Annotated in this window: 29 protein-coding genes; 27 read left to right on the top strand and 2 right to left on the bottom strand. The window is 32.3% G+C overall.

Going from position 1 to position 25,627, the window contains the following annotated elements; all coding sequences use genetic code 11:
* Positions 1-9 precede the first annotated feature (9 nt).
* The 14 genes from BMY18_RS17015 (at position 10) to pgeF (ending at position 10,871) form a co-directional block, all read left to right on the top strand.
* Positions 10-1,857, top strand: coding sequence for a carbohydrate-binding domain-containing protein (locus BMY18_RS17015; RefSeq protein ID WP_170841463.1), 1,848 nt, complete (start codon positions 10-12; stop codon positions 1,855-1,857).
* A gap of 100 nt (positions 1,858-1,957) precedes the next feature.
* Positions 1,958-2,302 carry a YlxM family DNA-binding protein gene (ylxM, locus tag BMY18_RS17010; protein WP_092456441.1) on the top strand — a complete coding sequence of 115 codons (345 nt, stop codon included), beginning with the start codon at positions 1,958-1,960 and terminating at the stop codon, positions 2,300-2,302.
* A gap of 20 nt (positions 2,303-2,322) precedes the next feature.
* Positions 2,323-3,672: a signal recognition particle protein gene (ffh, locus tag BMY18_RS17005; RefSeq protein ID WP_092456438.1), complete on the top strand. Its 1,350-nt coding sequence runs from the start codon at positions 2,323-2,325 to the stop codon at positions 3,670-3,672.
* A 36-nt stretch (positions 3,673-3,708) separates the two neighbouring features.
* The gene (gene rpsP, locus BMY18_RS17000) at positions 3,709-3,954 is read left to right on the top strand and encodes a 30S ribosomal protein S16 (RefSeq protein ID WP_092456435.1); all 246 of its coding nucleotides are present in this window, start codon (positions 3,709-3,711) and stop codon (positions 3,952-3,954) included.
* Between the two features lie 20 nt (positions 3,955-3,974).
* Positions 3,975-4,202 carry a KH domain-containing protein gene (locus tag BMY18_RS16995; protein ID WP_092456431.1) on the top strand — a complete coding sequence of 76 codons (228 nt, stop codon included), beginning with the start codon at positions 3,975-3,977 and terminating at the stop codon, positions 4,200-4,202.
* 102 nt (positions 4,203-4,304) lie between these two features.
* A complete protein-coding gene (rimM, locus tag BMY18_RS16990) occupies positions 4,305-4,817 on the top strand; it encodes a ribosome maturation factor RimM (protein WP_092456567.1) in 513 nt (170 codons plus the stop codon).
* Between the two features lie 111 nt (positions 4,818-4,928).
* Entirely contained in the window at positions 4,929-5,282 is a 354-nt protein-coding gene (gene rplS, locus BMY18_RS16985) for a 50S ribosomal protein L19 (RefSeq protein ID WP_092456428.1), read from the top strand.
* Positions 5,283-5,389: 107 nt separating this feature from the next.
* Complete coding sequence (gene lepB / locus BMY18_RS16980) at positions 5,390-5,950, top strand: signal peptidase I (RefSeq protein ID WP_092456425.1); 561 nt, start codon at positions 5,390-5,392, stop codon at positions 5,948-5,950.
* 49 nt (positions 5,951-5,999) lie between these two features.
* On the top strand, positions 6,000-6,857 hold the full coding sequence (gene ylqF / locus BMY18_RS16975; protein ID WP_092456421.1) for a ribosome biogenesis GTPase YlqF: 858 nt from the start codon (positions 6,000-6,002) through the stop codon (positions 6,855-6,857).
* Positions 6,858-6,862: 5 nt separating this feature from the next.
* Entirely contained in the window at positions 6,863-7,510 is a 648-nt protein-coding gene (locus tag BMY18_RS16970) for a ribonuclease HII (RefSeq protein WP_092456418.1), read from the top strand.
* Positions 7,511-7,516: 6 nt separating this feature from the next.
* Positions 7,517-9,286: a flagellar hook-length control protein FliK gene (gene fliK / locus BMY18_RS16965; RefSeq protein ID WP_092456415.1), complete on the top strand. Its 1,770-nt coding sequence runs from the start codon at positions 7,517-7,519 to the stop codon at positions 9,284-9,286.
* Between the two features lie 15 nt (positions 9,287-9,301).
* Entirely contained in the window at positions 9,302-9,610 is a 309-nt protein-coding gene (locus tag BMY18_RS16960) for an EscU/YscU/HrcU family type III secretion system export apparatus switch protein (protein WP_092456412.1), read from the top strand.
* Positions 9,597-9,944, top strand: a complete 348-nt coding sequence (locus BMY18_RS16955; protein ID WP_092456409.1) for a YraN family protein — start codon at positions 9,597-9,599, stop codon at positions 9,942-9,944. The genes BMY18_RS16960 and BMY18_RS16955 overlap by 14 nt, the downstream gene beginning before the upstream one ends.
* Positions 9,945-10,871 carry a peptidoglycan editing factor PgeF gene (gene pgeF / locus BMY18_RS16950; protein ID WP_242941064.1) on the top strand — a complete coding sequence of 309 codons (927 nt, stop codon included), beginning with the start codon at positions 9,945-9,947 and terminating at the stop codon, positions 10,869-10,871.
* An 8-nt stretch (positions 10,872-10,879) separates the two neighbouring features.
* Here pgeF and BMY18_RS16945 read toward each other — a convergent pair whose 3' ends face one another.
* Positions 10,880-11,632 (bottom strand): hypothetical protein, encoded by a 753-nt coding sequence (locus BMY18_RS16945; RefSeq protein WP_092456406.1) that lies wholly within the window; start codon positions 11,630-11,632, stop codon positions 10,880-10,882.
* A 151-nt stretch (positions 11,633-11,783) separates the two neighbouring features.
* Between BMY18_RS16945 and der the strand changes: the two genes are divergently transcribed.
* Genes der through BMY18_RS16910 form a run of 7 tightly spaced genes read left to right on the top strand, consistent with a single transcriptional unit; the run spans position 11,784 to position 19,036 of the window.
* Positions 11,784-13,112: a ribosome biogenesis GTPase Der gene (gene der, locus BMY18_RS16940; protein WP_092456403.1), complete on the top strand. Its 1,329-nt coding sequence runs from the start codon at positions 11,784-11,786 to the stop codon at positions 13,110-13,112.
* A gap of 6 nt (positions 13,113-13,118) precedes the next feature.
* Entirely contained in the window at positions 13,119-13,772 is a 654-nt protein-coding gene (gene plsY, locus BMY18_RS16935) for a glycerol-3-phosphate 1-O-acyltransferase PlsY (RefSeq protein WP_092456400.1), read from the top strand.
* Positions 13,773-13,811: 39 nt separating this feature from the next.
* Entirely contained in the window at positions 13,812-14,825 is a 1,014-nt protein-coding gene (locus BMY18_RS16930; protein WP_092456397.1) for an NAD(P)H-dependent glycerol-3-phosphate dehydrogenase, read from the top strand.
* A gap of 25 nt (positions 14,826-14,850) precedes the next feature.
* Entirely contained in the window at positions 14,851-17,319 is a 2,469-nt protein-coding gene (locus BMY18_RS16925; protein ID WP_170841462.1) for a helix-turn-helix transcriptional regulator, read from the top strand.
* Between the two features lie 16 nt (positions 17,320-17,335).
* Positions 17,336-17,887 (top strand): 16S rRNA (guanine(966)-N(2))-methyltransferase RsmD, encoded by a 552-nt coding sequence (gene rsmD, locus BMY18_RS16920; RefSeq protein WP_092456391.1) that lies wholly within the window; start codon positions 17,336-17,338, stop codon positions 17,885-17,887.
* Positions 17,888-17,909: 22 nt separating this feature from the next.
* Positions 17,910-18,398, top strand: a complete 489-nt coding sequence (coaD, locus tag BMY18_RS16915) for a pantetheine-phosphate adenylyltransferase (protein WP_092456388.1) — start codon at positions 17,910-17,912, stop codon at positions 18,396-18,398.
* Between the two features lie 26 nt (positions 18,399-18,424).
* Positions 18,425-19,036 (top strand): vacuolar family H+-ATPase subunit H, encoded by a 612-nt coding sequence (locus BMY18_RS16910; RefSeq protein WP_092456384.1) that lies wholly within the window; start codon positions 18,425-18,427, stop codon positions 19,034-19,036.
* Positions 19,037-19,137: 101 nt separating this feature from the next.
* On the opposite strand, the gene BMY18_RS16905 is transcribed toward BMY18_RS16910, so the two are convergent.
* Positions 19,138-20,037 carry a hypothetical protein gene (locus tag BMY18_RS16905; protein WP_092456381.1) on the bottom strand — a complete coding sequence of 300 codons (900 nt, stop codon included), beginning with the start codon at positions 20,035-20,037 and terminating at the stop codon, positions 19,138-19,140.
* Positions 20,038-20,204: 167 nt separating this feature from the next.
* On the opposite strand from BMY18_RS16905, the gene BMY18_RS16900 reads away from it, so the two are divergent.
* From BMY18_RS16900 to BMY18_RS16875, 6 genes are all read left to right on the top strand, one after another.
* Positions 20,205-20,768 carry a GNAT family N-acetyltransferase gene (locus tag BMY18_RS16900; RefSeq protein WP_170841461.1) on the top strand — a complete coding sequence of 188 codons (564 nt, stop codon included), beginning with the start codon at positions 20,205-20,207 and terminating at the stop codon, positions 20,766-20,768.
* Positions 20,761-22,608, top strand: a complete 1,848-nt coding sequence (locus BMY18_RS16895) for an HAD-IIIC family phosphatase (protein ID WP_170841460.1) — start codon at positions 20,761-20,763, stop codon at positions 22,606-22,608. The genes BMY18_RS16900 and BMY18_RS16895 overlap by 8 nt, the downstream gene beginning before the upstream one ends.
* The gene (locus BMY18_RS16890) at positions 22,598-22,843 is read left to right on the top strand and encodes an acyl carrier protein (protein ID WP_242941063.1); all 246 of its coding nucleotides are present in this window, start codon (positions 22,598-22,600) and stop codon (positions 22,841-22,843) included. The genes BMY18_RS16895 and BMY18_RS16890 overlap by 11 nt, the downstream gene beginning before the upstream one ends.
* Before the next feature lie 84 nt (positions 22,844-22,927).
* Positions 22,928-23,359: a MaoC/PaaZ C-terminal domain-containing protein gene (locus BMY18_RS16885; RefSeq protein ID WP_092456372.1), complete on the top strand. Its 432-nt coding sequence runs from the start codon at positions 22,928-22,930 to the stop codon at positions 23,357-23,359.
* Complete coding sequence (locus BMY18_RS16880) at positions 23,356-24,102, top strand: SDR family oxidoreductase (protein ID WP_092456370.1); 747 nt, start codon at positions 23,356-23,358, stop codon at positions 24,100-24,102. Before BMY18_RS16885 ends, BMY18_RS16880 begins: the two co-directional genes overlap by 4 nt.
* A gap of 23 nt (positions 24,103-24,125) precedes the next feature.
* The gene (locus BMY18_RS16875; protein ID WP_092456367.1) at positions 24,126-25,604 is read left to right on the top strand and encodes an aminoacyl-histidine dipeptidase; all 1,479 of its coding nucleotides are present in this window, start codon (positions 24,126-24,128) and stop codon (positions 25,602-25,604) included.
* The last annotated feature ends 23 nt before the right edge of the window (positions 25,605-25,627 follow it).

Genomic DNA, 25,627 nt, shown 5'->3' with positions numbered 1-25,627 from the left:
GGAGTTTATATGAGAAATATAAGGCGATTTAGTGCATTACTTTTAATATGTGCTTTAGCTGCTTTTAGTTTGATCGGTTGTAAATCCACTACGGATAGTAACAGTGTTAGTGATACAACTGTTTCAGCTACTCAAATTGTAGAATCAACAAATACGCAGAATCTTACACCCACCTATGATGATGAAGATTTTGTATCAACTTGGACTGACAGTTCAGCTACTCACATTACTTTAAGCAATTCAAGTGCTTCGGTATCTGGAAGTGGTGCAACTGCAAGCGGCTCGGTAGTGACCATTACGCAAGCAGGTACCTATGTTGTGTCAGGAACAATTAGTGAAGGTCAGATAGTAGTAAATGCGACAGACAAAGGAACAGTAAGAATCATCTTAAACAATGCTAATATTACGAATTCAAAAACGGCACCGATTAATGTGATTGAAGCAAAGAAAGTCTTACTTACAATCGCTGAGGGAACTACAAATACGGTTACAGACAAAGCAAGGACTGCTACCGCTGATGAAGAGTATTCAGCCGCAATCTACTCAACTGCTGACATGGTAATCAATGGTTCTGGAAAATTAACGGTTAATGCAGGTTACAATGATGGTATCACTTCAAAAGATAGTTTGATTATGATCTCTGGTGACCTCAATATTACAGCTACTGATGATGGTATAATCGGTAAAGATTTGCTAAATATATATAATGGTACCCTAATAATAAATTCTGGTGGTGACGGTTTGAAATCAACTTATGACACTGATACAACAAAAGGTGATATCTTAATCAACAACGGAACAATTACTATTACTTCAAAAAATGATGCGATTCAAGCTGAAAACATTCTAAAAATTGAAGGTGGTACGTTTACAATCAAGACTGGTGGTGGAAGTACAGCTGCCAAAGCAAAGACCGAATCCAATATGCCTAATATGATGGGTAAAACAACAACGACCGCTACAACAGCTACCACTGGTGATTCAGATAGTATGAAGGCACTTAAAGCAACCAATTATTTATATGTAAGTGGTGGTCTATTTACAATTAATGCACAAGACGATTCTCTTCACACCTCTGGCACGGCACTTGTAAGCGGTGGCACATTTGAAATAGCTACAGGCGATGACGCTATTCATGCAGATAATTTGGTTCAAATCGATGGTGGAACTATTAATATCACAACCTGTTACGAAGGTCTTGAGGGTACAACAATCACAATTAACGGAGGGGATATCAAGCTTGTTTCCAGCGATGATGGATTAAATGCATCTGATGGAAGTTCTTCAAGCACAGGTGGCTTTGGAGGGCAGGCTTCTGCTTCAACCTCAAGTTGTAAAGTAAATATAAATGGTGGAACGCTATATGTTAATGCTGGAGGTGATGGCCTTGATTCAAATGGTGCTATGGCTATGACAGGCGGAACTGTTTGTGTAGATGGACCTACCGATAATGGAAATGGTCCACTAGATTATGACAGTACCTTCACGATTTCAGGCGGTACATTAGTTGCTGCTGGTTCAAGCGGAATGGCACAAGCTCCTTCCACTGCAACAAATGGAGTTACAATATTAATGATATTTTCAACAGCAAAAGCAGCAAAATCTATTTATACAATAAAAGATTCAAGTGGTAATACAGTATTTGAATATACACCATCAAAAACATATGCTAGTGTTGTTGTTTATACAGCAGCAATTAAAACTGGAAGTGCATATACAATTACAAATGCTGGCAAAGATATCGTAACGGCAACAATATCAACTGCAATTACTAATATGAATGAAAGTGGAATTACAACAGGAACAACGAATGGTGGAATGGGCGGCGCTCCACAAGGTGGCGGAAGAGTTCGCTAAATTCCTTTGATTGATCTTTTAAATAATATAGAAAAATCCTGTCAAGAAAAAACACTTGACAGCTTTTTCTATCTATAGTACTATAACTAAGGTGATTCGAATGGAAAAGATTGTAGAGCAAACATTATTATATGATTTCTATGGTAAATTATTAACTGAACATCAGAAGAGTATCTATGAAGACGTTATTTTGAATGATTATTCTTTAAGTGAGATAGCTGAAGAAAATGGTATTAGTCGTCAAGGTGTTCACGATTTGGTGAAGCGTTGCAATAAGATTTTGAAAGACTATGAAGAAAAACTTCATTTAGTTGAAAAATTTATTGAAACGAAAGACATGGTTAATAAAATAAACCAATTAACAAAAGATTACTTACAGTCAAAAGACATTCAATGTATAGAGGAGATTCAAGAAATTTCCAATCATATAGTTAAGAATTTTTAAAAATCGGAGGTTCCTTGTATATGGCATTTGATAGTTTGTCAGATAAATTACAAAATATATTTAAGAACTTACGAGGCAGAGGCAGATTAACTGAGGCTGATGTCAAAGCTGCTTTAAAGGAAGTAAAATTAGCACTTCTCGAAGCAGATGTTAACTTTAAGGTAGTGAAGCAATTTATAAAAGCAGTAGAAGAGCGCGCTATTGGATTAGATGTTATGCAAAGTCTTACACCTGGTCAGATGGTAATTAAGATTGTTAACGAAGAGATGGTTACGTTAATGGGCTCAGAAACAACTGAAATTGCTTTAAAACCGGGCAACGAGATTACAGTTATTTTAATGGCTGGACTTCAAGGTGCTGGTAAAACCACTACAACAGCAAAGTTAGCTGGTAAGTTTAAAACAAAAGGAAAGAAACCGTTGCTTGTTGCCTGTGATATTTACAGACCAGCTGCAATTGAACAGTTACAGATTAATGGTGATAAACAAGGAGTTCCAGTTTTTTCTATGGGAACCAATATCAAACCAGTTGATATTGCAAAAGCATCCATTGAACATGCAAAAAGTAATAACTATAATGTTGTTATTTTAGATACAGCCGGACGACTTCATGTAGATGAAGATATGATGGCAGAGTTACAAGAAATCAAAGAGGCAGTTCATGTTGATCAGACGATTTTTGTTGTAGATTCAATGACAGGGCAAGATGCAGTTAATGTTGCATCAACATTTAATGAAAAAATTTCTATTGATGGCGTTATTCTTACGAAGTTAGATGGTGATACGCGTGGTGGTGCTGCTTTATCAATTAGAGCAGTAACAGGAAAGCCTATTTTATATGTTGGTATGGGTGAAAAGCTTACAGATCTAGAACAGTTTTATCCAGAACGAATGGCTTCAAGAATTCTTGGTATGGGAGATATACTTTCTCTTATTGAAAAAGCGGAGTCCCAGATGGATGCCGACAAAGCAATAGAGATGGAAAAGCGCCTAAAGAAGGCTGAATTTGATTTTACTGATTATCTTGAATACATGAGTCAGATCAAAAACATGGGCGGTATGGGTTCAATCATGAGTATGCTTCCAGGACTTGGTATGGGAAATCAGATGAAGAATGTTGCTATACCAGATAATGCAGATGACAGCCTAAAGCGGACAGAAGCAATTATTTTGTCTATGTCTTTTAAAGAAAGAAGCAAACCAGAGCTTTTAAATCCTTCAAGAAAGAATCGTATTGCAAGAGGTGCAGGTGTTGACATTAGTGAAGTCAACAAAGTCGTTAAGCAGTTTGAGCAGATGAAGAAGATGATGAAACAGATGCCTGGAATGATGAGTGGTGGCAAAAAAGGTAAGTTTAAGCTTCCTTTTTAACATAAATAACAAAAATAATCTAGGAGGTGAATTAAAGTGGCAGTTAAAATTAGATTGAAAAGATTAGGTGAGAAAAAGTCTCCATTCTATAGAATAATAGTTGCAGATTCAAGAGCACCAAGAAACGGTAGATTTATCGAAGAGATCGGTACTTATGATCCTAATTACGAACCAAGCAAAATCATTGTTAATGAAGAATTAGCAAAAAAATGGTTAGGTAATGGCGCACAACCTACAGAAGTTGTTAGCAGACTCTTCAAACTTGCAGGTATTCAAAAATAATACTAGTGGAGGTATCAGTTATGAAAGAATTAGTTGAAATTATTGCTAAAGCACTAGTTGATAATCCTGATGAAGTTGTTGTAACAGAAACCGAAAAAGACAAGTCAGTCGTAGTTGAACTCAGAGTTGCTTCTTCCGATATGGGAAAAGTAATTGGAAAGCAGGGACGTATTGCAAAGTCAATTCGCGCTGTTGTAACAGCGGCAGCATCTAAAACCGACAAAAAGGTTATAGTTGAAATTGTCTAACTAAAACTAGAACATACACATTATTCGTATAAAACAAGGGTGCTGATTATGTTCAGTACTCTTATTTTATATCAAATTAGAAAGGCTTGGTTTAAAATAATTATGGAAAACTTATTGAGAGTAGGAGTGATTGCGTCTACACATGGTCTTAAAGGTGAAGTCAACGTATTCCCAACAACTGATGATCTAAATAGATTTAAAAATTTGAAAAATGTTATATTAGATTTAAAAAGAGAACAGATTGACTTAGAGATTGAAGGCGTAAAATTTTTCAAAAAATTTGCCATTTTAAAATTCAAAGGATACGATCATATTGACGATGTTCAGCGTTTCTTAAAAAAAGATTTGTTGGTTACAAGAGAAAATGCCGTTAAATTAAAAGAAGGTGAATACTTCATATGTGATTTAATCGGTCTAAAGGTTATCACTGACGAAGATGTAGAACTTGGAACATTGACTGATATTTTCCAAACTGGTGCAAATGATGTATACGTTGTAACAAATAAAGATAACAAAGAAATTTTGCTTCCCTCTATTCCACAGTGTATTTTAAATAAGGATTTAGAACAAGGAATCATTAAAGTTCATATCTTAAAAGGATTATTGGATTTGTAAGAAATAACTTGCAAACAAATATCATATATGATAAACTTAATTGTTGTGAGAAAGAGATGGTCCTCTGTTACATGAGTATTATGAACATCCAAAATATCAAGGAGGTCACACATGAGTAATAGTAGTATTATTAAAAGCATCGAAGATGCACAATTAAAGGCAGAGGTTCCACAGTTTAATGTTGGTGATACAGTTAAAGTATATGCTAAGATTAAAGAAGGAACTCGCGAAAGAACTCAGATTTTTGAGGGTACTGTTCTCAAGAAACAAGGTACCGGAGTTAGAGCAACATTTACAGTAAGAAAAAGTTCTAACGGTGTTGGCGTTGATAAAACATGGCCTTTACATTCCCCTATCGTTGAAAAAGTTGAAGTTATTAGAATGGGTAAAGTTAGAAGAGCGAAACTTAATTACTTGAGATTCAGAACAGGTAAGAAAGCTAAAGTTAAAGAATTAGTAAGATAAATAATTGATTGGCAATTATATAATTAGCTAATTAAAAAGGGACAAGTACTTATGTATCTGTCTCTTTTTTAAAATTATTTTTAATTTTTATATTAAAGGGGTTTCTTATGGCAAATTATCAAAAAAGATATAGAGAAAATGTTAAACTTCAAATAGCTGCAAAATTTATTGTTGACGTAATAACGGTGATTTGCGTCGCATTTATTTTGATTACTTATACATGTGATAAAGTGACAATTTCCGGAAATTCAATGAATACTTCATTAACACATGGAGATACTCTTTTAATTGATAAGATGAGATTTGCATTTTCTTCACCTAAAAGATTTGATATAATCGCATTTAATCAACCTAATATTACATCTTCAAAGACATACATTAAGAGAGTGATTGCGCTTCCGGGTGAAGTAGTTCAGATAATGAATGGTAGCGTTTATATTAATGGAAATGTCTTAGAAAATGATATTATTAAGGATAAAATCATGACCGCGGGGCTTGCTTCTAATCCAATCACGTTGGATAAAGGTGAGTATTTTGTATTAGGGGATAATAGAAACAATAGTGAAGATAGTCGTTTCGCAAATATAGGTACGGTAAAAATGGAAGATATTATTGGCGCACCATGGCTTGTTATCATACCATTTAATCACTTTAAGTTTATAAGATAGTGCCACAAAATAATGCGAATTGCATTCGCGTAACAGATAGGAGCATATAATGAATTTTCAATGGTACCCTGGTCACATGACCAAAGCAAAGAGAATGATGGAAGAAAATATAAAGGTTATTGATCTTATTATCGAATTAGTTGATGCTCGCGTTCCTCTTAGTAGTAGGAATCCAGATATCGATGAATTAGGAAAAAACAAATCTAGAATAATTCTTTTAAACAAATCAGATTTGGCTTCAGATAAAGGAAATGAATTATGGGCAGAATATTTCAAGCAAAAAGGCTTTTATGTGTTAAAAATCAATGCCAAAAGTGGTGCAGGCGTAAAGTCAATCACTGGTGTTATCGCTGAAGCTTGTAAAGAAAAGATTGAAAGAGACAGGCGAAAAGGCATTTTAGTCAGACCTATTAGAGCTATGGTTGTTGGAATTCCCAACGTTGGAAAATCAACATTTATTAACTCATTAGTAGGCAAAGCTTGTACAAAAACTGGGAACAAACCCGGTGTTACAAAAGGAAAGCAATGGATTAGACTCAACAAAACGGTTGAATTACTAGATACTCCTGGAATTTTATGGCCTAGATTTGATAATCAAATCGTAGGAATGCGTCTTGCACTAATTGGTTCAATGAATGATCAAGTACTTAATATTGAAGATCTTGCAATTGAGTTAATTAAATTTTTACAAGATAAATACCCCGCTTTATTAAATAGAAGATATGACATAGATGTTGCAAAAGAACCTTTTGAAGTACTAGGCGGCGTTGCTAAAAGTCGTTCTTGTTTAAAAAAAGGCAATGAATTAGATTACCAAAAAGCTGCATATATACTTATTGATGACTTTAGAAGCGGAAAAATCGGCAAAGTAACTCTAGAAATGCCTGAGTTAACAGAGGTTATATAAATTTTATGACAGAAGAAAAAAAAGCATTAAAAATGCAAATAGAGATTGAACGAATTGAAGCGCTTAGAGTATATGAAAATGAATATGATTATTGTGAATTTATATGTGGCATAGATGAAGCTGGACGAGGTCCTTTATCTGGTCCGGTTGTTGCAGGCGCAGTTATACTTCCGAAGGGATGCAGAATCCTTTACGTCAATGATTCAAAAAAGCTGAGTGAAAAGAAGCGAAGTGAATTATATGATATCATAATGCAAGAAGCGATAAGTGTAGGTGTTGGAATTATTTCACCTGCCAGAATTGATGAAATCAATATTTTGCAGGCAACTTATGAAGCAATGAGAGAAGCTATTCAGAAATTAACCATAACACCCGATATATTATTAAATGATGCAGTAACTATACCACGTATTGATATTGTACAAGTTCCAATCATAAAAGGTGATGCAAAAAGTTTAACCATAGGAGCAGCAAGTATAATTGCAAAAGTAACAAGGGATCGTATGATGATTGAATACGCTGATATTTTTCCTGAATATGGTTTTGAAAAGCACAAAGGATATGGAACCGCTGCACATATCCAAGCCTTAAAAGAATTTGGACCTTGTCCGATACATAGACGATCATTTATCAAAAATTTTGTAAAAGAGTGATGATTTATGAACTTAAATATTGGGAATTTTACAAGTAATACGACGAATGATAATAATGCAAAGAGTAATACTGTAACCAGCAATACGACAAATAGTAATGCGGCGACCAGTAATACTTCGGGCAATATTAACGTAAATAATAATACAGTAACAATATCAGGCGCAACAGCAGCTACTGCTCTTGCTGTCTTAAAAAACATGCTTGTGGGTGATACATTTTCAGGCCATATTACAAATATAAAAGGCAACGATATCATTCTTCAATTAAATAATGGTATGAGTTTTCCAGCAACACTTCTAGGAAGTTCCAATCTAAGTGTAGGGCAAAATATTACATTTATGATTAATAACAATTCCAATAATAAAATATCAATTAAACCCTTAATGCTTGACCAACAAGAACTTGTAATTGTTAATCGCGCTCTTGAGGCTTCAAATCTTCCCTTTAGTGAAAATAATGTACAGTTAGTAAAACAACTTTTAATGCAAAATATGTCTATAGATACAAATACGCTTAATAATTTATCAAAAGAAATCAATAAGTTTTCAAGTGCAAACATTGATACCATTGTAAGCCTCAGCAAGCTCGATATACCAATTACAGAAGAAAATATCAAGCAATTTGAAGCGTACAAAAGTTATGAACATAGTATTTCTAATGATATGAATACATTAAGCAAAAGTTTTGGTGATTTCTTATCGTCCTCTTTGAATAAAAATGGCATAAATGACGCTGTAAATTTATCTCAGAAGTTAATTGATATTTTATATAATACAAATACTTCAAGTGCCAATAATAGTAATATGAATACTAACAGTAATATAAATGACAGCAATATAAACAATGGCAATGCAAACAATAGCATGAATACCGTTGATATTAATAAGGCTTTACTTTCCGAACAAGGTAATAATATGGCGGGAAATTCCGAAAATAATGCTGAATCCATCAATAAATTTATAAGTACACAGTCCAGAAAAGATCTTGCTCAAAATATGATTGAAACGTTTGGAAAAGAAGCTAGTTTTGGTGTAGTGGAAGATTTGAAAAGCGGTAATCTATCTGCAAAATCCTTGCTGGAGAATATCAACCAACTTGTTAAAGACAATCCAATGCTAAATAAAGATGGACTTGATAAATTATTTCAATCAAAAGAATTCTCGGAAATCATAAGAATGATTGTAAGAGATAAGATGCGAATAACACCAGAGAATGTGAAAAATTCTGATGGTATCAAAGAATTTTACAAAAGAGTCCGTGAGGATGTAAGCCATTTATCTGATGTTGCAAGTCAAAGCGATAAAGAATCTTCTTTTTCAAAGAGCCTTGATGGATTAAAAAACAATATAGATTTTATGAATGATTTAAATAAAAACATGTCATACTTTCAATTGCCAATTAAATTTTCGGCAGGCGATGCGGAAAGTGAGCTCTATGTCTTTACAAATAAGAAAAAGTCTTCTGATAAAACAGATACATTAAGTGCGTTACTTCATTTGGATATGGAAAACTTAGGTCCACTAGATGTATTTATTAAATTAGCAGGTAAAAATATTTCCACTAATTTTTGTTTAGAGAGTGAAAATATGCTAGATTTTGTATATTCGCATATCGACCAATTGAACAGTAAATTAGAGTCACTAGGATACAATGTCAATTTTGAAATGACCGTTAGAGAAGATGATAAACTTGGTATCGATTTTGTCCAGGACTTTCTAGATCAAAGTAAAAGTGCTTTCATTCCAAGTCAATTTATATTTGATACAAAAGCATAATAGAAGGGAGTAGACATGAATGATGATAATAAAAAAGTAGACCTTTCCAAAGTTTCTGTCGCTCTTAAATATGAGCCTGGCGAACATGCCCCCAAAATAATTGCAAGTGGACGAGGACTTCTGGCCGATAAGATTATTGAAAAAGCGGAAGAAGTACATATCCCCGTATATAAAGATGATAAATTAGCGAACACTTTATCAAAGCTAGAAATTGGTGATATGATACCTCCTGAATTGTATGCTGTCGTAGCTGAAATCCTTGTTTTTATTGATGACATGGATAATATCAAGGGAAAGCTAGGTAATATAAATGGCACTAAATAAAAGAGTGATAGGTGCAATATGGGAACAGGCAGCAATCAATTATCTCAAAAATATCGGATATGAAATTCTTGAGACAAATTATAGATGTAGAATTGGGGAAATTGATATAATCGCTAAGGATGAAGAATATTTTGTTTTTATAGAAGTGAAATATCGCAAAACGTCTTTTATGGGAGATCCATTTGATGCAATTAACAGTAAGAAACAAAATACAATCAGAAAGACCGCCTCTTACTATTTATTATGTCATAATCTTGGCGAAAATACACCCTGCAGATTTGATGCAGTCGGAATTTTAGGAATTACAATAACATTAATAAAGGATGCCTTTTAAATGAATATTAAATATATAAATTGTAAGAATATAAATATAGATACTAATATAGACAATACAAATAGTAATAGTAATACCGAGACGAATAGAACCACAGAACTTATGAACATTAATTCTGAACATACATTAAATAAAGTTCCTTACATAAAATTCAAATGCTTTGAAGGCATTGATTTTATAAACTATGGTTTTTCTACCAGACTAGGTGGCACAAGTAAAGGAATATTTTCCTCTATGAATCTTAGTTTTGCAAGAGGTGATGATAAAAATTGTGTTTCCAAAAATTTTGAGTTAATTGCAGATGCAATTGGTACAACTCCTCAAAATATGGTATATGCAATGCAAACGCATACAACTAATGTCTTAAAAGTTGGCAAAAACGAATGTGGAATGGGAGTGGTGCGAGATCGTGATTTTTCTGATATTGATGGATTGATTACAAATGAGCCAGGTGTGTGCTTAGTAACCTCCTATGCTGATTGTGTACCGTTGTATTTTATAGATACTAAGAAAAAATGTATTGGACTTTCCCATGCGGGTTGGAGAGGAACAGTTGGTAAAATTGGAATTGAAACTGTAAAAATGATGACACAAGCGTATGATAGCAATCCACAAGATATAATTGCATTTATTGGTCCAAGCATATGCATAGACTGCTATGAGGTAAGCCAAGATGTTGCTGATGAATTTTCTAACGCTTATTCAAAAAAGCAGATGAGTCATATATTAATTTCTAAATCAAACAAAAAATTCCAGCTTAATCTGCATCAGGCAAATAAATATAATTTGTTAGATGCAGGATTAAAACTGGAAAATATATTTCTTACAGATATATGTACCTGCTGCAACCCGGATTTGCTTTATTCACATAGAGCAAGTAAAGGTCAGCGTGGAGGATTGTGCGGCTTTTTGGAAATAAAAGAATAACAAACTTATTATTTCTTCTTATTGCTACTTTTTATCACTAATAGGATGATTCCACCCAATACACCAACGGTCAATAATAGCCCCAATAGATACCCTGATAATTCTGTAAAGATTGGAGATTCAAAAATAGATGGATTAATCTGTTTATAGACTGTACTATCAACAACTGCCTTTAACTGACTGGCTTGAACATCTGTTACTGCAACATCCTTTGATTGAACTGTGAAATTTAATTCTTTTCCTTGCATTACGGTATAATATTTTTGGACATATACAGTTACATTTTCCGTTACTGTTTTAAAATCCGCCTGATAAAATATAGTAGTATTATTTTTGTAAGTTTTAATATCTATAATCTCATCGGTTGTAACTGATTCACATTTTTCCCTATATGTTTGTAAACCTTGTTTTAGTTCGGCATCGCTCAACGTATTGAGATCTTTAATATCTTCAGAAACAGCCTTCCCGCTTACAACAAGTTCATATGAAACATCCGTAGGAAACGCTTCCAAATATATTCCATATTCTTGGAACATAACCAAAAGTTCATCGGAAGTAGTTTGAATGAGTTCTAAACTTTTATCAGCCGAAGTTACATTTCTAGTGAATACGGCTAATTCACTAGGTACTTCAATTTCTATGTCTAAATCAGAAAATGAGTATGTTCTTGCGGCGGCATAAGTCGCACACGCCCCGCCAATGACAAATGTAGCAGCTAACAGGGAACAAAATAGACGTTTCAAAATATTGTTAAATTTCACGACAAATCCTCCATAGTTTTCAAATTATTATTTATGAATATAGCATAATTCTTTACAAAATGCAATTTTGTTGGTATTATATAGTAGGTTATTTGCGTAAACCTGAGTAAGTACACCGTATTTGATTGCGGTATGAAGGAGAAATAAAAAAATGAGTAAACCAATAGTTGCTGTTGTCGGAAGACCTAATGTTGGAAAATCAACGTTATTTAATATGTTGGCTGGCCAACAAATTTCAATTGTCAAAGACACCCCAGGTGTTACAAGAGATAGAATATATGCTGAAGTTACATGGCTGGACAAGACATTTACATTAATTGATACTGGTGGTATTGAACCAGATAGTAATGATATAATTCTTACACAAATGAGAGAGCAAGCTGAAATTGCTATGGAAACTGCTGATGTTATAATTTTTATGGTAGATGTTAGACAAGGTCTCGTTGATTCAGATGGCAAAGTTGCTGATATGCTTAGACGTTCTAAGAAACCAGTAATACTTGCTGTTAATAAAGTAGATAATTTTGATCTCATGATGTCTGACGTATTTGAATTCTATAATTTAGGAATAGGTGAACCAATTCCTATTTCTTCAACTGCAAAATTAGGGCTAGGCGAACTACTTGATGAAGTTACCAAGCACTTTTATGATCTTCCAGTTGATGACGAAGAAGATGAACGACCAAGAGTAGCGATTGTCGGAAAACCGAATGTAGGAAAATCTTCAATTGTCAACAAGTTACTTGGTGAAAACAGAGTTATTGTATCAGATATTGCAGGGACTACGCGTGATGCTATTGATACAACGATTACACATGATGGAAAAGAATATGTATTTATTGATACCGCAGGTATCAGACGTAAAAGCAAAGTCAAAGAAGACCTTGAACGTTATAGCATCATTCGTACTGTAGCTGCCGTAGAGCGCGCAGATGTTGTTATTGTAGTTATTGATGCAATTGATGGCATTACTGAGCAGGATGCCAAAATAGCAGGTATTGCACATGAATGTGGAAAAGGTGTTATTATTGCCATTAACAAATGGGATGCCATTGAAAAGACTGACAAAACAATCTATGAATATACAAGATTAATTCGCGAAACACTTGCTTATATGGCATATGCTGAATTAATATTTGTTTCTGCCGTTACCGGTCAACGACTACCAAAGTTGTTTGAAATCATTGATACAATTATAGAGAATCGAACACTTAGAATTGCAACTGGCGTTTTAAATGAAATTATGATAGATGCAACAGCTATGCAACAGCCTCCTTCTGATAAAGGTAGAAGACTTAAGCTTTACTACATTACTCAAGTTGCTGTTAAGCCACCAACATTTGTTATATTTGTAAATAGTAAGGATTTAATGCATTTTTCTTATACAAGATATATTGAGAATAAAATCAGAGAAGCATTTGGATTTAGAGGAACATCTGTGAAAATGCTGATTAGAGAACGAAAAGAAAAGGAGCAATAAAATAATATGGAACGTATTATTTGCATAATTATTGGTTATGTTATGGGGCTATTTCAGACTGGTTATTTGTATGGAAAACTGAACCATATAGATATCAGACAGCACGGAAGTGGAAATGCAGGAACCACAAATATTACAAGAACCCTTGGAAAGAAAGCAGGTATAATAACTTATATTGGAGATACTTTAAAATCAGTAGTCTCCGCAGTTATTATTCATTTGCTCTTTGGAAAAGGGAATTCTGACATAGAATTTTTGCTTGTGATTTATGGAGGTTTAGGAGTTGTTCTTGGTCATAACTTCCCTTTCTATTTAAAGTTCAAAGGTGGAAAGGGTATTGCCGCAACCTCTGGAGTAGCTTTATCACTTTTACCTTATAATTGGGTTTTCCCAGTATTCGGATTCTTAACATTTACACTTGGTTCTTTAATTACAAAATATGTTTCTATGGGTTCACTTATATTTGTGACTAGTTTTTTGATTGAGATAATTATTTTTGGTCAATTGGATTATTTTGGTCTTTCAACGAATGCGCTTTATGAAGCTTATGCTATTGTCTTTGCAATTACGTTGCTTGCATATATAAGGCATATTGCTAATATCAAGCGTTTATTAAATGGAACCGAACGAAAAATAGGACAAAAAAAGACTGAAATATAAAGTAAACAAACCAAATAAATTTATGAATAGAGGTTTTAAATGGCAGAGATTAGTATTATTGGAGCAGGAAGCTGGGGAATAGCATTATCTTTATTACTTACCAAAAATGGTCATAAGGTTACCGTTTGGTCCGTACTGAAAGATGAAATCACGATGTTAAATCTTGAAAGAGAACACAAAAAATGTCTCCCTGGTGTTAAAATCCCTAATGAAATTACATTTACAAGTGATTTGGAAAGCACAATCATTCATAATGATATGATGATACTAGCAGTTGCATCACCTTATACAAGGAGTACCGCTAAAATGATAGCTCCTTTTGTGAAACAAGGGCAAATAATAGTTAATGTGGGAAAAGGAATTGAAGAGTCATCTTTATTAACTTTATGCCAGGTTATTGAGCAAGAGATTCCTCAAGCAAATGTTGCAGTATTATCAGGGCCTAGTCATGCAGAAGAAGTTGGAAGAGGGATTCCAACAACATGTGTTGTCGGTGCACACAAGAAGGCTGATGCTGAATTCATTCAGAATATTTTCATGAGTGAAGTATTTAGAGTATATACAAGTCCTGATATTTTAGGAATATGTATAGGTGCTGCTTTGAAAAATGTAATTGCTCTTGCTGCTGGTATGGCTGATGGACTTGGTTATGGAGATAATACAAAGGCTGCACTTATCACAAGAGGGATTGCCGAAATTGCTAGACTAGGACTTGCAATGGGTGGTAAACTTCAGACATTTTCAGGGCTTTCTGGAATTGGCGATTTAATTGTCACTTGTGAAAGTATGCATAGCAGAAATAGAAGAGCCGGAATTTTGATTGGCAAAGGCTATACTCCTGATGAAGCAATGAAAGAAGTGCAAATGGTTGTTGAAGGCGTATATTCTGCAAAAGCAGCTGCATCATTGGCTCACAAATACAATATAAGTATGCCAATTGTAGAACAGGTTAATGAAATACTTTTTAATCACAAGAAAGCATCAGAAGCCGTTAATGAACTTATGCTTCGAGATAAAACAATTGAAAGTTCAGATTTGCCTTGGCAAGAGTAATGGTTTAGTAAGAGGAGTTCATATTATGGCAAATACCAAAACCGAGAAGAAAAAGATCTATATTTCTAAGAATTTAAGAAAAAAACTATTCGTATTTGAAAATTATTCATGTACTGTCGTTACTGCGCCCACAGGTTATGGTAAAACAACAGTATTAAAGCAATATTTTAATTCGTTAGATTACAGAACTTTTTGGATAGATGGTGATTCGTCACAGGAACTTTTTTGGTTTAATTTATGTATAGCAATTGAATCAACCAATCCTGAAATTGCAACGCAACTCAGGAAAGTAGAAATTCCAACCACCGATAAAGATTTTTCTATAATCATTAGTTTGTTACGTAAACTAAAAGATTTAGAAAAGACTGTTCTTATCATTGATGATTATTATTTGGTTGAGAATGAAATAAACAATAAAATTTTTTCGTCCCTTATCAATTTATCTATTGATAATTTAAAAATAATATTTATTACTAGATCTATCAAATCAACTTTAATTATTAATTTAGTTTTAAGAGACAAAGTTGGGACTATAAATAAAGAGGACTTCAAATACACTCCTGCAGATATTAATGAATACTTTCGTTTGAATGAAGTGTTAATTAGTTCGGAGGATGTAAAACAAATATATGATTATAGTTGTGGTTGGCCCTTTATAATTAAATTACAATTATTAAGTTATGCTACTTATAAAAAACTTGATGCCTTTGATAGTATCACAACATTTATACAAAATGATATTTGGAAGATGATTTCAGAAAAAGAAAGAGATTTTTTGATTAGAGTATGCCTTTTTGAAGAGTTTTCACTTGCACAAGCAATTGCTGTGTCAGAATTTTCACCGAATGAAGTAATGACTTTTTTGGACTACAATGAGCATATTGATTATAATTATGAAAGAAGAACATATCATATTAATCCAATTTATCTCGAATATATTCGCAAGTTTTTCATCGAACTTCCTGTTGAGATCACAAAAAACATAACAATAGAAACAGGTAAGTTATATGAAAATAAGAATGATTTCTTTTCAGCGATTCAATGTTTCCATTCAGTGAAGGCATTCGATTTGATTTATTCAATAAAGCCTCAATTAAATGATTTATATGGCTTTATTATCAAAGAGAACAAACGACTTTTTTTTGATATCGCAAATAATTATTGGACAACCGATAAGCATGGAAATTATGAATTTGGAATTATATTAAGTTTTATTCTTTTTATTTACAACGAACGTCAGATGATGGAATCTTTAGTTTCATCGATTTCAAAGGATATCAAAAATGATGATAACTTATCAGTTGAACAGCAAGCCAAGCTTCATTGCGAATTAACCTATATATCTGCTTATTATGAATTTAATGATTTTTCTAAAATGAATGACCATTTTATGAATGTATGTAATGATTCAAATGAACCTTTGAAAATAATCGTTGGGAAAGTACCGTTTTCGTTAGGCTCACCATCAATTATGGCTTTATATCATACGCAATCTGGTATGTTAGATAATGAATTAAACACGTTAGAGGTATGTGCTCCTAATTATTATAGAATCACCAATGGCCATGGCAAAGGATTTGAAGCCATTATGAAGGCTGAAATACTCTATAATAGAGGCGAATACGAAAGTTCTGAGATCCTTTGCCACAAAGCAATGTATATGGCTGATAGCCGGAGTCAAAGTAGCATGTACATATGTGCATTATTGCTTTTAGCAAGACTTGCAATCTGTACGGGAGATAATGATGCATTCAATGAATATATAAATTCTATCTCTAGTAATGCAATCAACTACTTTCAATTAAATACAATGGCTGATATATCCAAATCTTTTTTGTATGCCACAATTTGTGACAAAGATAATATAAATAGTTGGCTAAAAGATCATAAGTTAATTGAAGAAAAGACGAATATTATTACGCTTAGTTATACGAATCTTATATATGGTAAATATTTAATATTAAATCAACAATATCATCATTTTCTTGGGATTAGTGGACAGTTTATTGGTCTTACAAAAGTATTTTCTTATGTTTTACCAAGAATTTATACATATATATATTTGGCAATTGCAAACAAAGAAGTACAAGAATTGCAAAAGTCTCATAAATTCCTTTTAGAAGCGATTGAATTAGCGGTTAAAGATAATGTATATATGCCATTCGTAGAAAATTATAGCTATTTAGAAATTTTATTTGATGAAACCAATCTAGAAATATCTTTTTTGATATTCTTAAAAAATGTCAAAAAACTAGCAAGAGAATATAGTAAAGGCTTAAAAGTGATTCAAAAAGCGAATAGTTATTCGTCCAACTTTGGATTAACACATAGAGAAATTGAAATTGCTAAATTAGCAGTCAAACGATTCAGTAATAAAGAAATTGGAGATTTTTTATTTATTGCTGAAAGCACAGTAAAATCAAATATGAAGATGATTTTCAATAAATTATCTATCAATTCAAGAGTAGAATTAAATAAATATTTTAATTCGTAAGAAGGGACAATAATCCATGAGAGTAATCGCCGGAAAGGCCAGAAGCTTGCCTTTAAAAACAATAGAAGGTATAGACACAAGACCTACAACTGATAGAATTAAGGAAACAATATTTAATATATTACAAATAGATATCGCTGGATGCAAATTCCTTGATTTATTTTCAGGAAGTGGTTCAATTGGAATTGAAGCTTTAAGTAGAGGCGCAAGTAAAGCCTATTTTGTAGAAAGTAATCGTAAAGCAGTTGCGTGTATTCGTGAGAATCTTGAATTTACGAAATTAATAGATAGTGCTTCAATTATGGAATGTGATTCAATGACGGCAATCAACAAATTAGCAGGTCAAGAATTATTTGATATTGTATATATGGATCCACCTTATAATTTAGATCACGAAAAAAATGTGTTGCAGGCATTACAAAACAGTAATATTATAGATAATTATACATTGATTGTCATTGAAGCTTCACTGCATACTGATTTTTCGTATTTAGATGAATTGGGATATGAGCTAGTTAAGGAAAAGAAATATAAAACCAACAAACATATATTTGCACATAAAAAATGAAACTTGAAGGGAGCCAACTTAAATGAGAGCAGCAATTTATCCAGGAAGCTTTGACCCTGTAACATTTGGCCATATAGATGTGATAGAACGATCATCAAAACTAGTAGACCAATTGATTGTAGGTGTACTTAATAATAATACAAAATCTCCATTGTTTTCTGTAGATGAACGTGTTAATATGTTAAAAGAAGCGACAAAAGACTTCGGCAATGTTGAGATAATCAGCTTTAGTGGCTTATTAGTAGATTTTGCCCAAAGTCATAATATTCATATACTTGTAAGGGGACTTAGAGCTATTACAGATTTTGAATTTGAATTGCAGATGGCTCAAACAAACAGAATTATTAATCCTGATATCGATACAATCTTTCTTACAACTAATTTACAGTACGCATATTTAAGTTCAAGTAATGTTAAAGAAGTTGCTATGTATAATGGTGACATTTCACATTTTGTACCTGGATTTGTTATTAATAAAGTTTACGAAAAATTTGGAATTCCAAAAAGATAAATATTATATTGAGAGGGAGTTATACAATGAGTAGAATTGAACAGATAATAAGTGAAATAGAAGAATACATAGATGGTTGTAAGTATCAGCCATTATCAAACACAAAAATTGTAGTAGTAAAAGAGGATCTTGAAGATTTATTATCAGAATTAAGATTAAAGACTCCTGACGAAATCAAAAAATATCAGAAAATTATCAATAATAAAGAAGCAATTATTGCTGATGCAAAAGAGCAAGCCGATTCAATTATCAATGCTGCACAAATTCATACAGAGGAATTAGTAAATGAGCACGAGATTATGCAAAGAGCCTATGCTCAAGCGAATCAATTGGTTGAAACCGCTTCAGCGCAAGCACAAGAAATATTAGATAGAGCCACTGAAGATGCCAATGGTATCAGAATGGGCGCACTTCAATATACAGACGATATGTTAGCTAATCTTCAATTAATTATTCAACATTCATTAGAATCAAACGAAATCAAATATAAAACATTAATCACATCATTAAATAAAGATTTAGAGATTGTCGTTAATAATCGTAATGAATTACGACCTACTCCTGAACCCCCTGAACAATTTCCTGAAAATAGACAGGAAATTCAAATGATGGAAGATGATAAACAACAGCAAAATTAATATTTGTACAACCAATATTAGTGTAGATTTATTGTAACTATTCAGAAGGCAGTATTTTGCGAGGCGTGTAATTGTTCAGGTACTGAACAGTTACAATTTATTTATAATACATATATCATAAAGCAAGCCATTATTGCCGTTAAAAGCATAATGATTATTTTATGATATATGTATTTTTTTATTGAAAATCCACTTTTATGTATTATGCTATGAGTTTGTGCTATGCATGACAGACCTCCAAATGCTGTAAACATACAAGCTAATATTTTCTTTAACTCCATCGAAAATCCAGCTTTTCCAATACTATCTATTCCTGTTGTGATTTCAAGCGTTCCCGAAATCACACATTTTAATATTTCATTTTTTATCGGCATACTTTGAATGTATGCACTTAGTATTGAAAATAAAATTATATAGCCGCCAACCTTTGTTACTATTTCAAAGCCAGTCATTATTGATGAATCGATTGCATTTATATTTATATTTTTCACAACCGATTTTTGAATAAGCGGTTTTAATCTATGTTGAAAGAGATTGCGATTCCATATCATAAATACGATTAAAAGTAGTAAGAGTGGAAAATATATGATTACTATCATTTGAAATAAGTTTGCTTTTTGATTTAACGTTGAAAGGATAATATAATTTGTAATAAACATAGGACTCGAATTATTACATATTGCCATTAGAAATTGCATCTTTTTAGTATCAATTCTATTCTTTTTTGATAACTGCACGGCGGTTGCTGCTCCTAATGGATATCCGCACAGTAATCCCGTAAATATGATATATAAAAATGGATTTTTAAAGGTTTCTCCATAAGCGGAGACTATCATATTTGAAATTATAATTGATGGTAGTAAGCTAGGGATAATCACATTAAACCAAAGCAACAGACCGTGCTTTGCACCGATAAGTGTTACTTCTGGATTAAACACCATAATTATAAATAAAAATATAATTATAAATTTAGATATTTTATAGGATTTAACAAATCGCATATTCCCTCTATTCTGACGTCATTAGCGGAATAAAATTTGAACAAAGCAGATAAAATGTTCGCATTATTCGCACTTTCCAATTCATATAGAATATATATATTAAATAAGACCCTGCAATATTCTATTATTGCATTCGCATCATGACTATATTATCTATGAGGAAGACTATGATACTTAAAAATGGCTGTGTAACATTAAGAGCAATCGAAAAAGAAGACTTTGAATTGCTTTTCTATTTGATAAATGCTCCAGAAATCGAAGAGATGATAGAAGGTTGGAATTTACCAATCAGTTCTGATGAGCAAAAAAATTGGATTCAAAATTATTCCAATACCAATAACAACATTAAATTAATGATTGAACTTTCCAATGGAAAAACAATTGGTATGATTATGTTAACAGATATTGACTGGAAAAATAGACAGGCGGCAATCGGTTATAAAATCAGTGCCCCCGCTGAGGATAGAATCAAGGGCGATATGAAAGATGCTATAAATGCGATTCTTACATATGCATTTTATGAACTAGGACTAAATTGTATTCGTTCATTAATATTAGAAGTAAACATTTTTTCGGTAAAATTAGCAAAAAAGCTCAATTTTCAAATGGAAGGGATTCTTAGAGAGCGCATTTTTAAGAATGGTATTTTTAATAATCAAATCATGTTTTCAATATTAAAAGCGGAATATGAAGCATTCAATATCGTATCAAAGGCGGATGATCATGGATAGTTTAATAGAAGAAATTAATCTTAAACTTAAAACCACAGATATTTATGATTATACAAATATATTGAAATTATCTAGGAAATTAAGCAAATTGCAAGCGGAGCAGTCATTACATTTGGAGCAATCAAGCATATTAAAGATTGCCGTTCTAGGCTCGTATAGTATTCAAAGTTTTGTTATGGTTTTGAAATCATTATTAAGCAGTAAGGGGATTGAAGCTTCTATTTATGAAGGTGAGTATAATGGAATTAATATGGATATATTAAATAAAGATTCTTCATTATACGAATTTTGTCCAACTATCGTTATTATTTTGTCTGATTACAGAGATATTAAAACTTTTCCGCAGATATTATCTGATTCCATTTCTGTAGATAAGTGCGTTAATGATTATGTTGTTTATTATAAATCACTTTGGGATAACCTATCCACAATCAAAGGCTGCCATATTTTTCAGTCTGATATTGTCTTGCCATTGGAGCGATCAATTGGAAATTTAGAGCAAAATTACTATTTTTCAACTAGAAATCTTCTTAATTTGATTAATATAGAATTAATTAAAAACCGTGCGAATAATGTTACAATCGTAGACTTGGATTATATAGCATCAAGTATAGGAAAGAAACAGTGGTTTGATCCATCTGCTTATGTGTTAAATAAAGCAGGATTTTCAATTCAATACATTGGAGTTGTATGTGAAACATTTGCAAAACAGATTAGTGCATTATGTGGAAATGTAAAAAAGTGTTTAGTTTTAGATTTAGATAATACATTATGGGGTGGAGTTGTAGGGGATGAAGGTTGGGAAGCCATCCAAGTGGATCCAAATAACCCAGAAGGTGAAGCGTATTTATCTTTTCAGAAATATATTTTGAATTTAAAAAACAGAGGTGTTATTTTAGCTATTTGTAGTAAAAACGATACTGACATTGCAAAAGAACCATTTATCAAAAATGATAATATGCTTTTAAAGCTCGATGATTTTTCTATATTTATAGCTAATTGGGAAGATAAAGCAGCAAATATAAGGAAGATTTCAAACGAATTAAATATTGGCATGGATAGCCTTGTTTTTTTTGATGATAATCCTGCGGAACGCGAAATAGTTAAGATGTATCTACCCGAAGTTACAGTAATTGATGTACCAAATGATCCAGCTTATTACGTTTTGGCGCTGGAATCGGCAAGCCCCTTTGAATGGATTCAAATTACAGCAGAAGATATAAAGCGTTCAGATTCATATGTGCAAAATAGTAAACGCGATGAATTGGCAATTCAATTTACTGACTATAATGAATATTTGAAAGCATTAGAAATGGAAGGCAATGTTGACGCATTAACGAGTAATCAAGTTGAGCGATTTTCACAATTAATTAATAAATCGAATCAGTTTAATTTGAGAACGCAAAGATATTGCGAAGCAGTTATTAATGAACTGTTACATGACAGAAATTTCAAGCTATTATCTGTTTCCTTAAAGGATAAATTTACTAACTATGGGATAATATCATGTGTCATATTGAAGAATACCGGTGATTGCTGTGTAATTGATACCTGGGTAATGAGTTGCCGCGTTTTAAAGCGTGGCGTAGAGCATTTGACATTGGAGACGATTTTAGAAGTGGCAAAGAATTGGAAATGTAGTCTATTAGTAGGAGAATATATTCCAAGTAAAAAAAATCTTATGGTAAAAGATCTTTATACTGAGCTTGGATTTCTAGTTTCTGATGATATTACGTTTAAAACAGATAAAGAAAGTAATATATATATTTATAATGTAAATATATTGCCTTCCACACAAATATATATTAAATCTAAGGGGAATTGTTTTGATGGTGTCTAAAATGGAAATTGAAAAGAAATTACAAGCGATATTTCAAGATATTTTTGAGGATGATCAAATTGTACTATTTGATGATATGAATGCAAATGATATTGAAGATTGGGATTCTTTAACGCATATTCAACTAATTGTTCAGATTGAAAAGTCCTTTGGGATTAAATTCACAACAGGAGAAGTCGCAAGATTAAAAAATGTTGGAGAATTTATAAAACTAGTTCAAGAGAAATTGTTGTAAAATATAGAACGCTTATAAACGCAGCTCCAAAATGAAGGGAAGTGCGAATAATTTCATCATACGCTGAAATGGAGACAATTATGCATGGGTATCAGGTTGAATTGCTATAAATTTGATGATATAGTAGAAAATGAAACAAAAGCTGATTTTGAAGTTACCGTTACGAGTGAAATGATGGATCAGTTCTTATCCATTTGTGGCGACATTAATCCTATGCATATTGATTCAAAATACGCTAAGAGTAAAGGTTATAATGATAGGTTAGTATATGGAATGATGACAGCATCGTTTTATTCCACTTTAGTAGGTGTATATTTGCCTGGAAAGTACTGTATATTACAAGAAATAGAAACTTCTTTCTATAATCCTGTATATATCGGTGACATTTTGACAATCAAAGGTGCTGTAACGCAAAAAGATAAAGTCTTAAAGCGCCTAGCCATTACTGCTAAAATAGTAAATCAGAATGAAAAAAGAATTAGTAAAGCTAAAATTATGGTAGGGTGCTTAGAATGAATTATGAAAATATTTATTTAATACTAGGGGGCTCATCTGATATTGGATGTGAATTATTAAACCAGTTAAATCACGACAAAAATAATTCTTTATTTTTAATGCATTATTTTTCAAATGATACTAAAATGAAAGAAATTAAAGCCAGTAATCATAATTATATAAAATGTATACAAGCTGATTTAAGTAAAATAGATCAGGTTAAAAAATTAACAGAAATTATAAAATCAGAATATGTATGCCCTACACATATTGTTCATTTACCTGCAAACAAGTTTGACTATACAAAATTAAAGGAGTTTGATTGGAATGCGTTTTGCTATGATATGGAAATACAAGTTCATTCATTAATTCAAATATTAAACTCTTTTTTGCCGGAAATGATTAAACGAAAGGATTATAATAAAGTAGTTATTATGCTTTCTTCGGTGACAATTTCCACACCTCCTAAATATTTGATGAGTTACAATATGATTAAATTCACATTATTAGGGTTAATGAAGTCACTGGTATCTGATTATTCTGGTAAAAAAATAAATATCAATGCTGTATCCCCATCAATGATAAATACTAAATTTTTAAGCAATATTGATAGTCGCATAATTGAACTGAATGCAACAAATAGTAATGAAAATAAGAATGCAGACATTTGCGATATCGTTCCAACAATAAAATTTTTGCTATCAAAGGATAGCAATTATATAAATGGCATTAATTTAAATGTTAGCAATGGAAATGTAATATAGAAAAAACAAAGGAGAGCAACCATATGAGTTCAAGATTAATTGATTTAAAACCAAATAAAGTATTTAAGTATTTTGAGGATATTTGTGATATTCCTCATGGATCTAGAAACACAAAAGCGATTAGCGATTATTGTGTAGAATTTGCAAAAGAGCATCATTTAAAATACATCCAAGATGATTCGAACAATGTAATTATTTTTAAAGACTCATCTTTAGGATTTGAAAATCATGATACTATTATAATGCAGGGGCACCTAGATATGGTGAATGAAAAGACTACTAATTCATTACATGATTTTGAAAAAGATGGATTAAATCTAATAATTGATGGTGATTCTATTCATTGCAAAGATACAACACTTGGTGCCGATGATGGGATTGCAATTGCATATGTTCTTGCTATTCTTGATGACAATTCACTTGCGCACCCTCCAATTGAAGCGGTGTTTACTGTTGATGAGGAAATAGGTCTATTAGGCGCCAGTGCATTAGATGTAACACCTCTAAAAGGAAAGTCTTTGATAAATATTGATTCGGAAGAAGAAGGAATATTTTTGGCGGGCTGTGCCGGCGGTGTGACAGCTGATATAACATTTCCAATTGATCGCATCAATATCAAAGGAATCTCTTACAACCTTAGTATTACAGGCTTAAATGGTGGCCATTCTGGAACAGAAATAGACAAAGGTTATGCAAATGCGCACAAATTACTAGGTAGAATATTATATAAATTCAAATCAAACGATGTATATTATGGAATTAATAATATTAGCGGCGGATCAAAAGATAATGTTATTCCAAACATTTGTAATGTAACGTTAATCATTCCAAATGACGAGGATAATAAGGCATTAGCCCTACAAACAGTAAAAGAAATAAATAGTGAATTTAAAACAGAATTTCAGGTTGCCGATTGTAATATTGAAATTAAACTAGAGGAAAATAATAATGGTGTTGAGGAAGAAATTGATATTATGTCAATGAAAAGCAACGTAATTATAACCTTTTTCCTGATGAATGCACCGAATGGTATTCAATATATGAATCAATCTATAAAAGGACTTGTTGAGACTTCTCTTAATATGGGAATTCTGAATTCTTCAAAAGAAAATATAAATATTGGATTTTCTGTAAGGAGTTCAGTTAAATCGGCCAAGCATAACCTAATGGATCAACTCACTTATATAACTGAATTTTTAGGTGGAGAATGTAACTTTAAGGGAGATTATCCATCATGGACATATAGATCGACTTCTAAGCTTAGAACTGTTTTTACAGAAACTTACAAAGAGCTGTATGGAAAAGAGGCCAAAGTTGAAACGATACATGCTGGCCTAGAATGTGGCATTTTTGATGAGAAATTCGAAAAACAAGGGAAAACTTTAGATATTATTTCATTTGGGCCTGATATGCAAAATATCCATACAACTAAAGAATCATTAAGCATTTCGTCGGTGCAAAGATGTTGGGAGTTCGTAATAAAAATATTAGGTGAATTGTAGGTAATGAGTGAATATTAATTGCT

The sequence above is a fragment of the [Clostridium] fimetarium genome (assembly GCF_900111235.1).
In the GTDB taxonomy this organism is placed as follows: domain Bacteria; phylum Bacillota; class Clostridia; order Lachnospirales; family Lachnospiraceae; genus Clostridium_N; species Clostridium_N fimetarium.
Note: the sequence above shows the minus strand (reverse complement) of the source record. Positions and strands in the feature narration are given on the sequence as shown.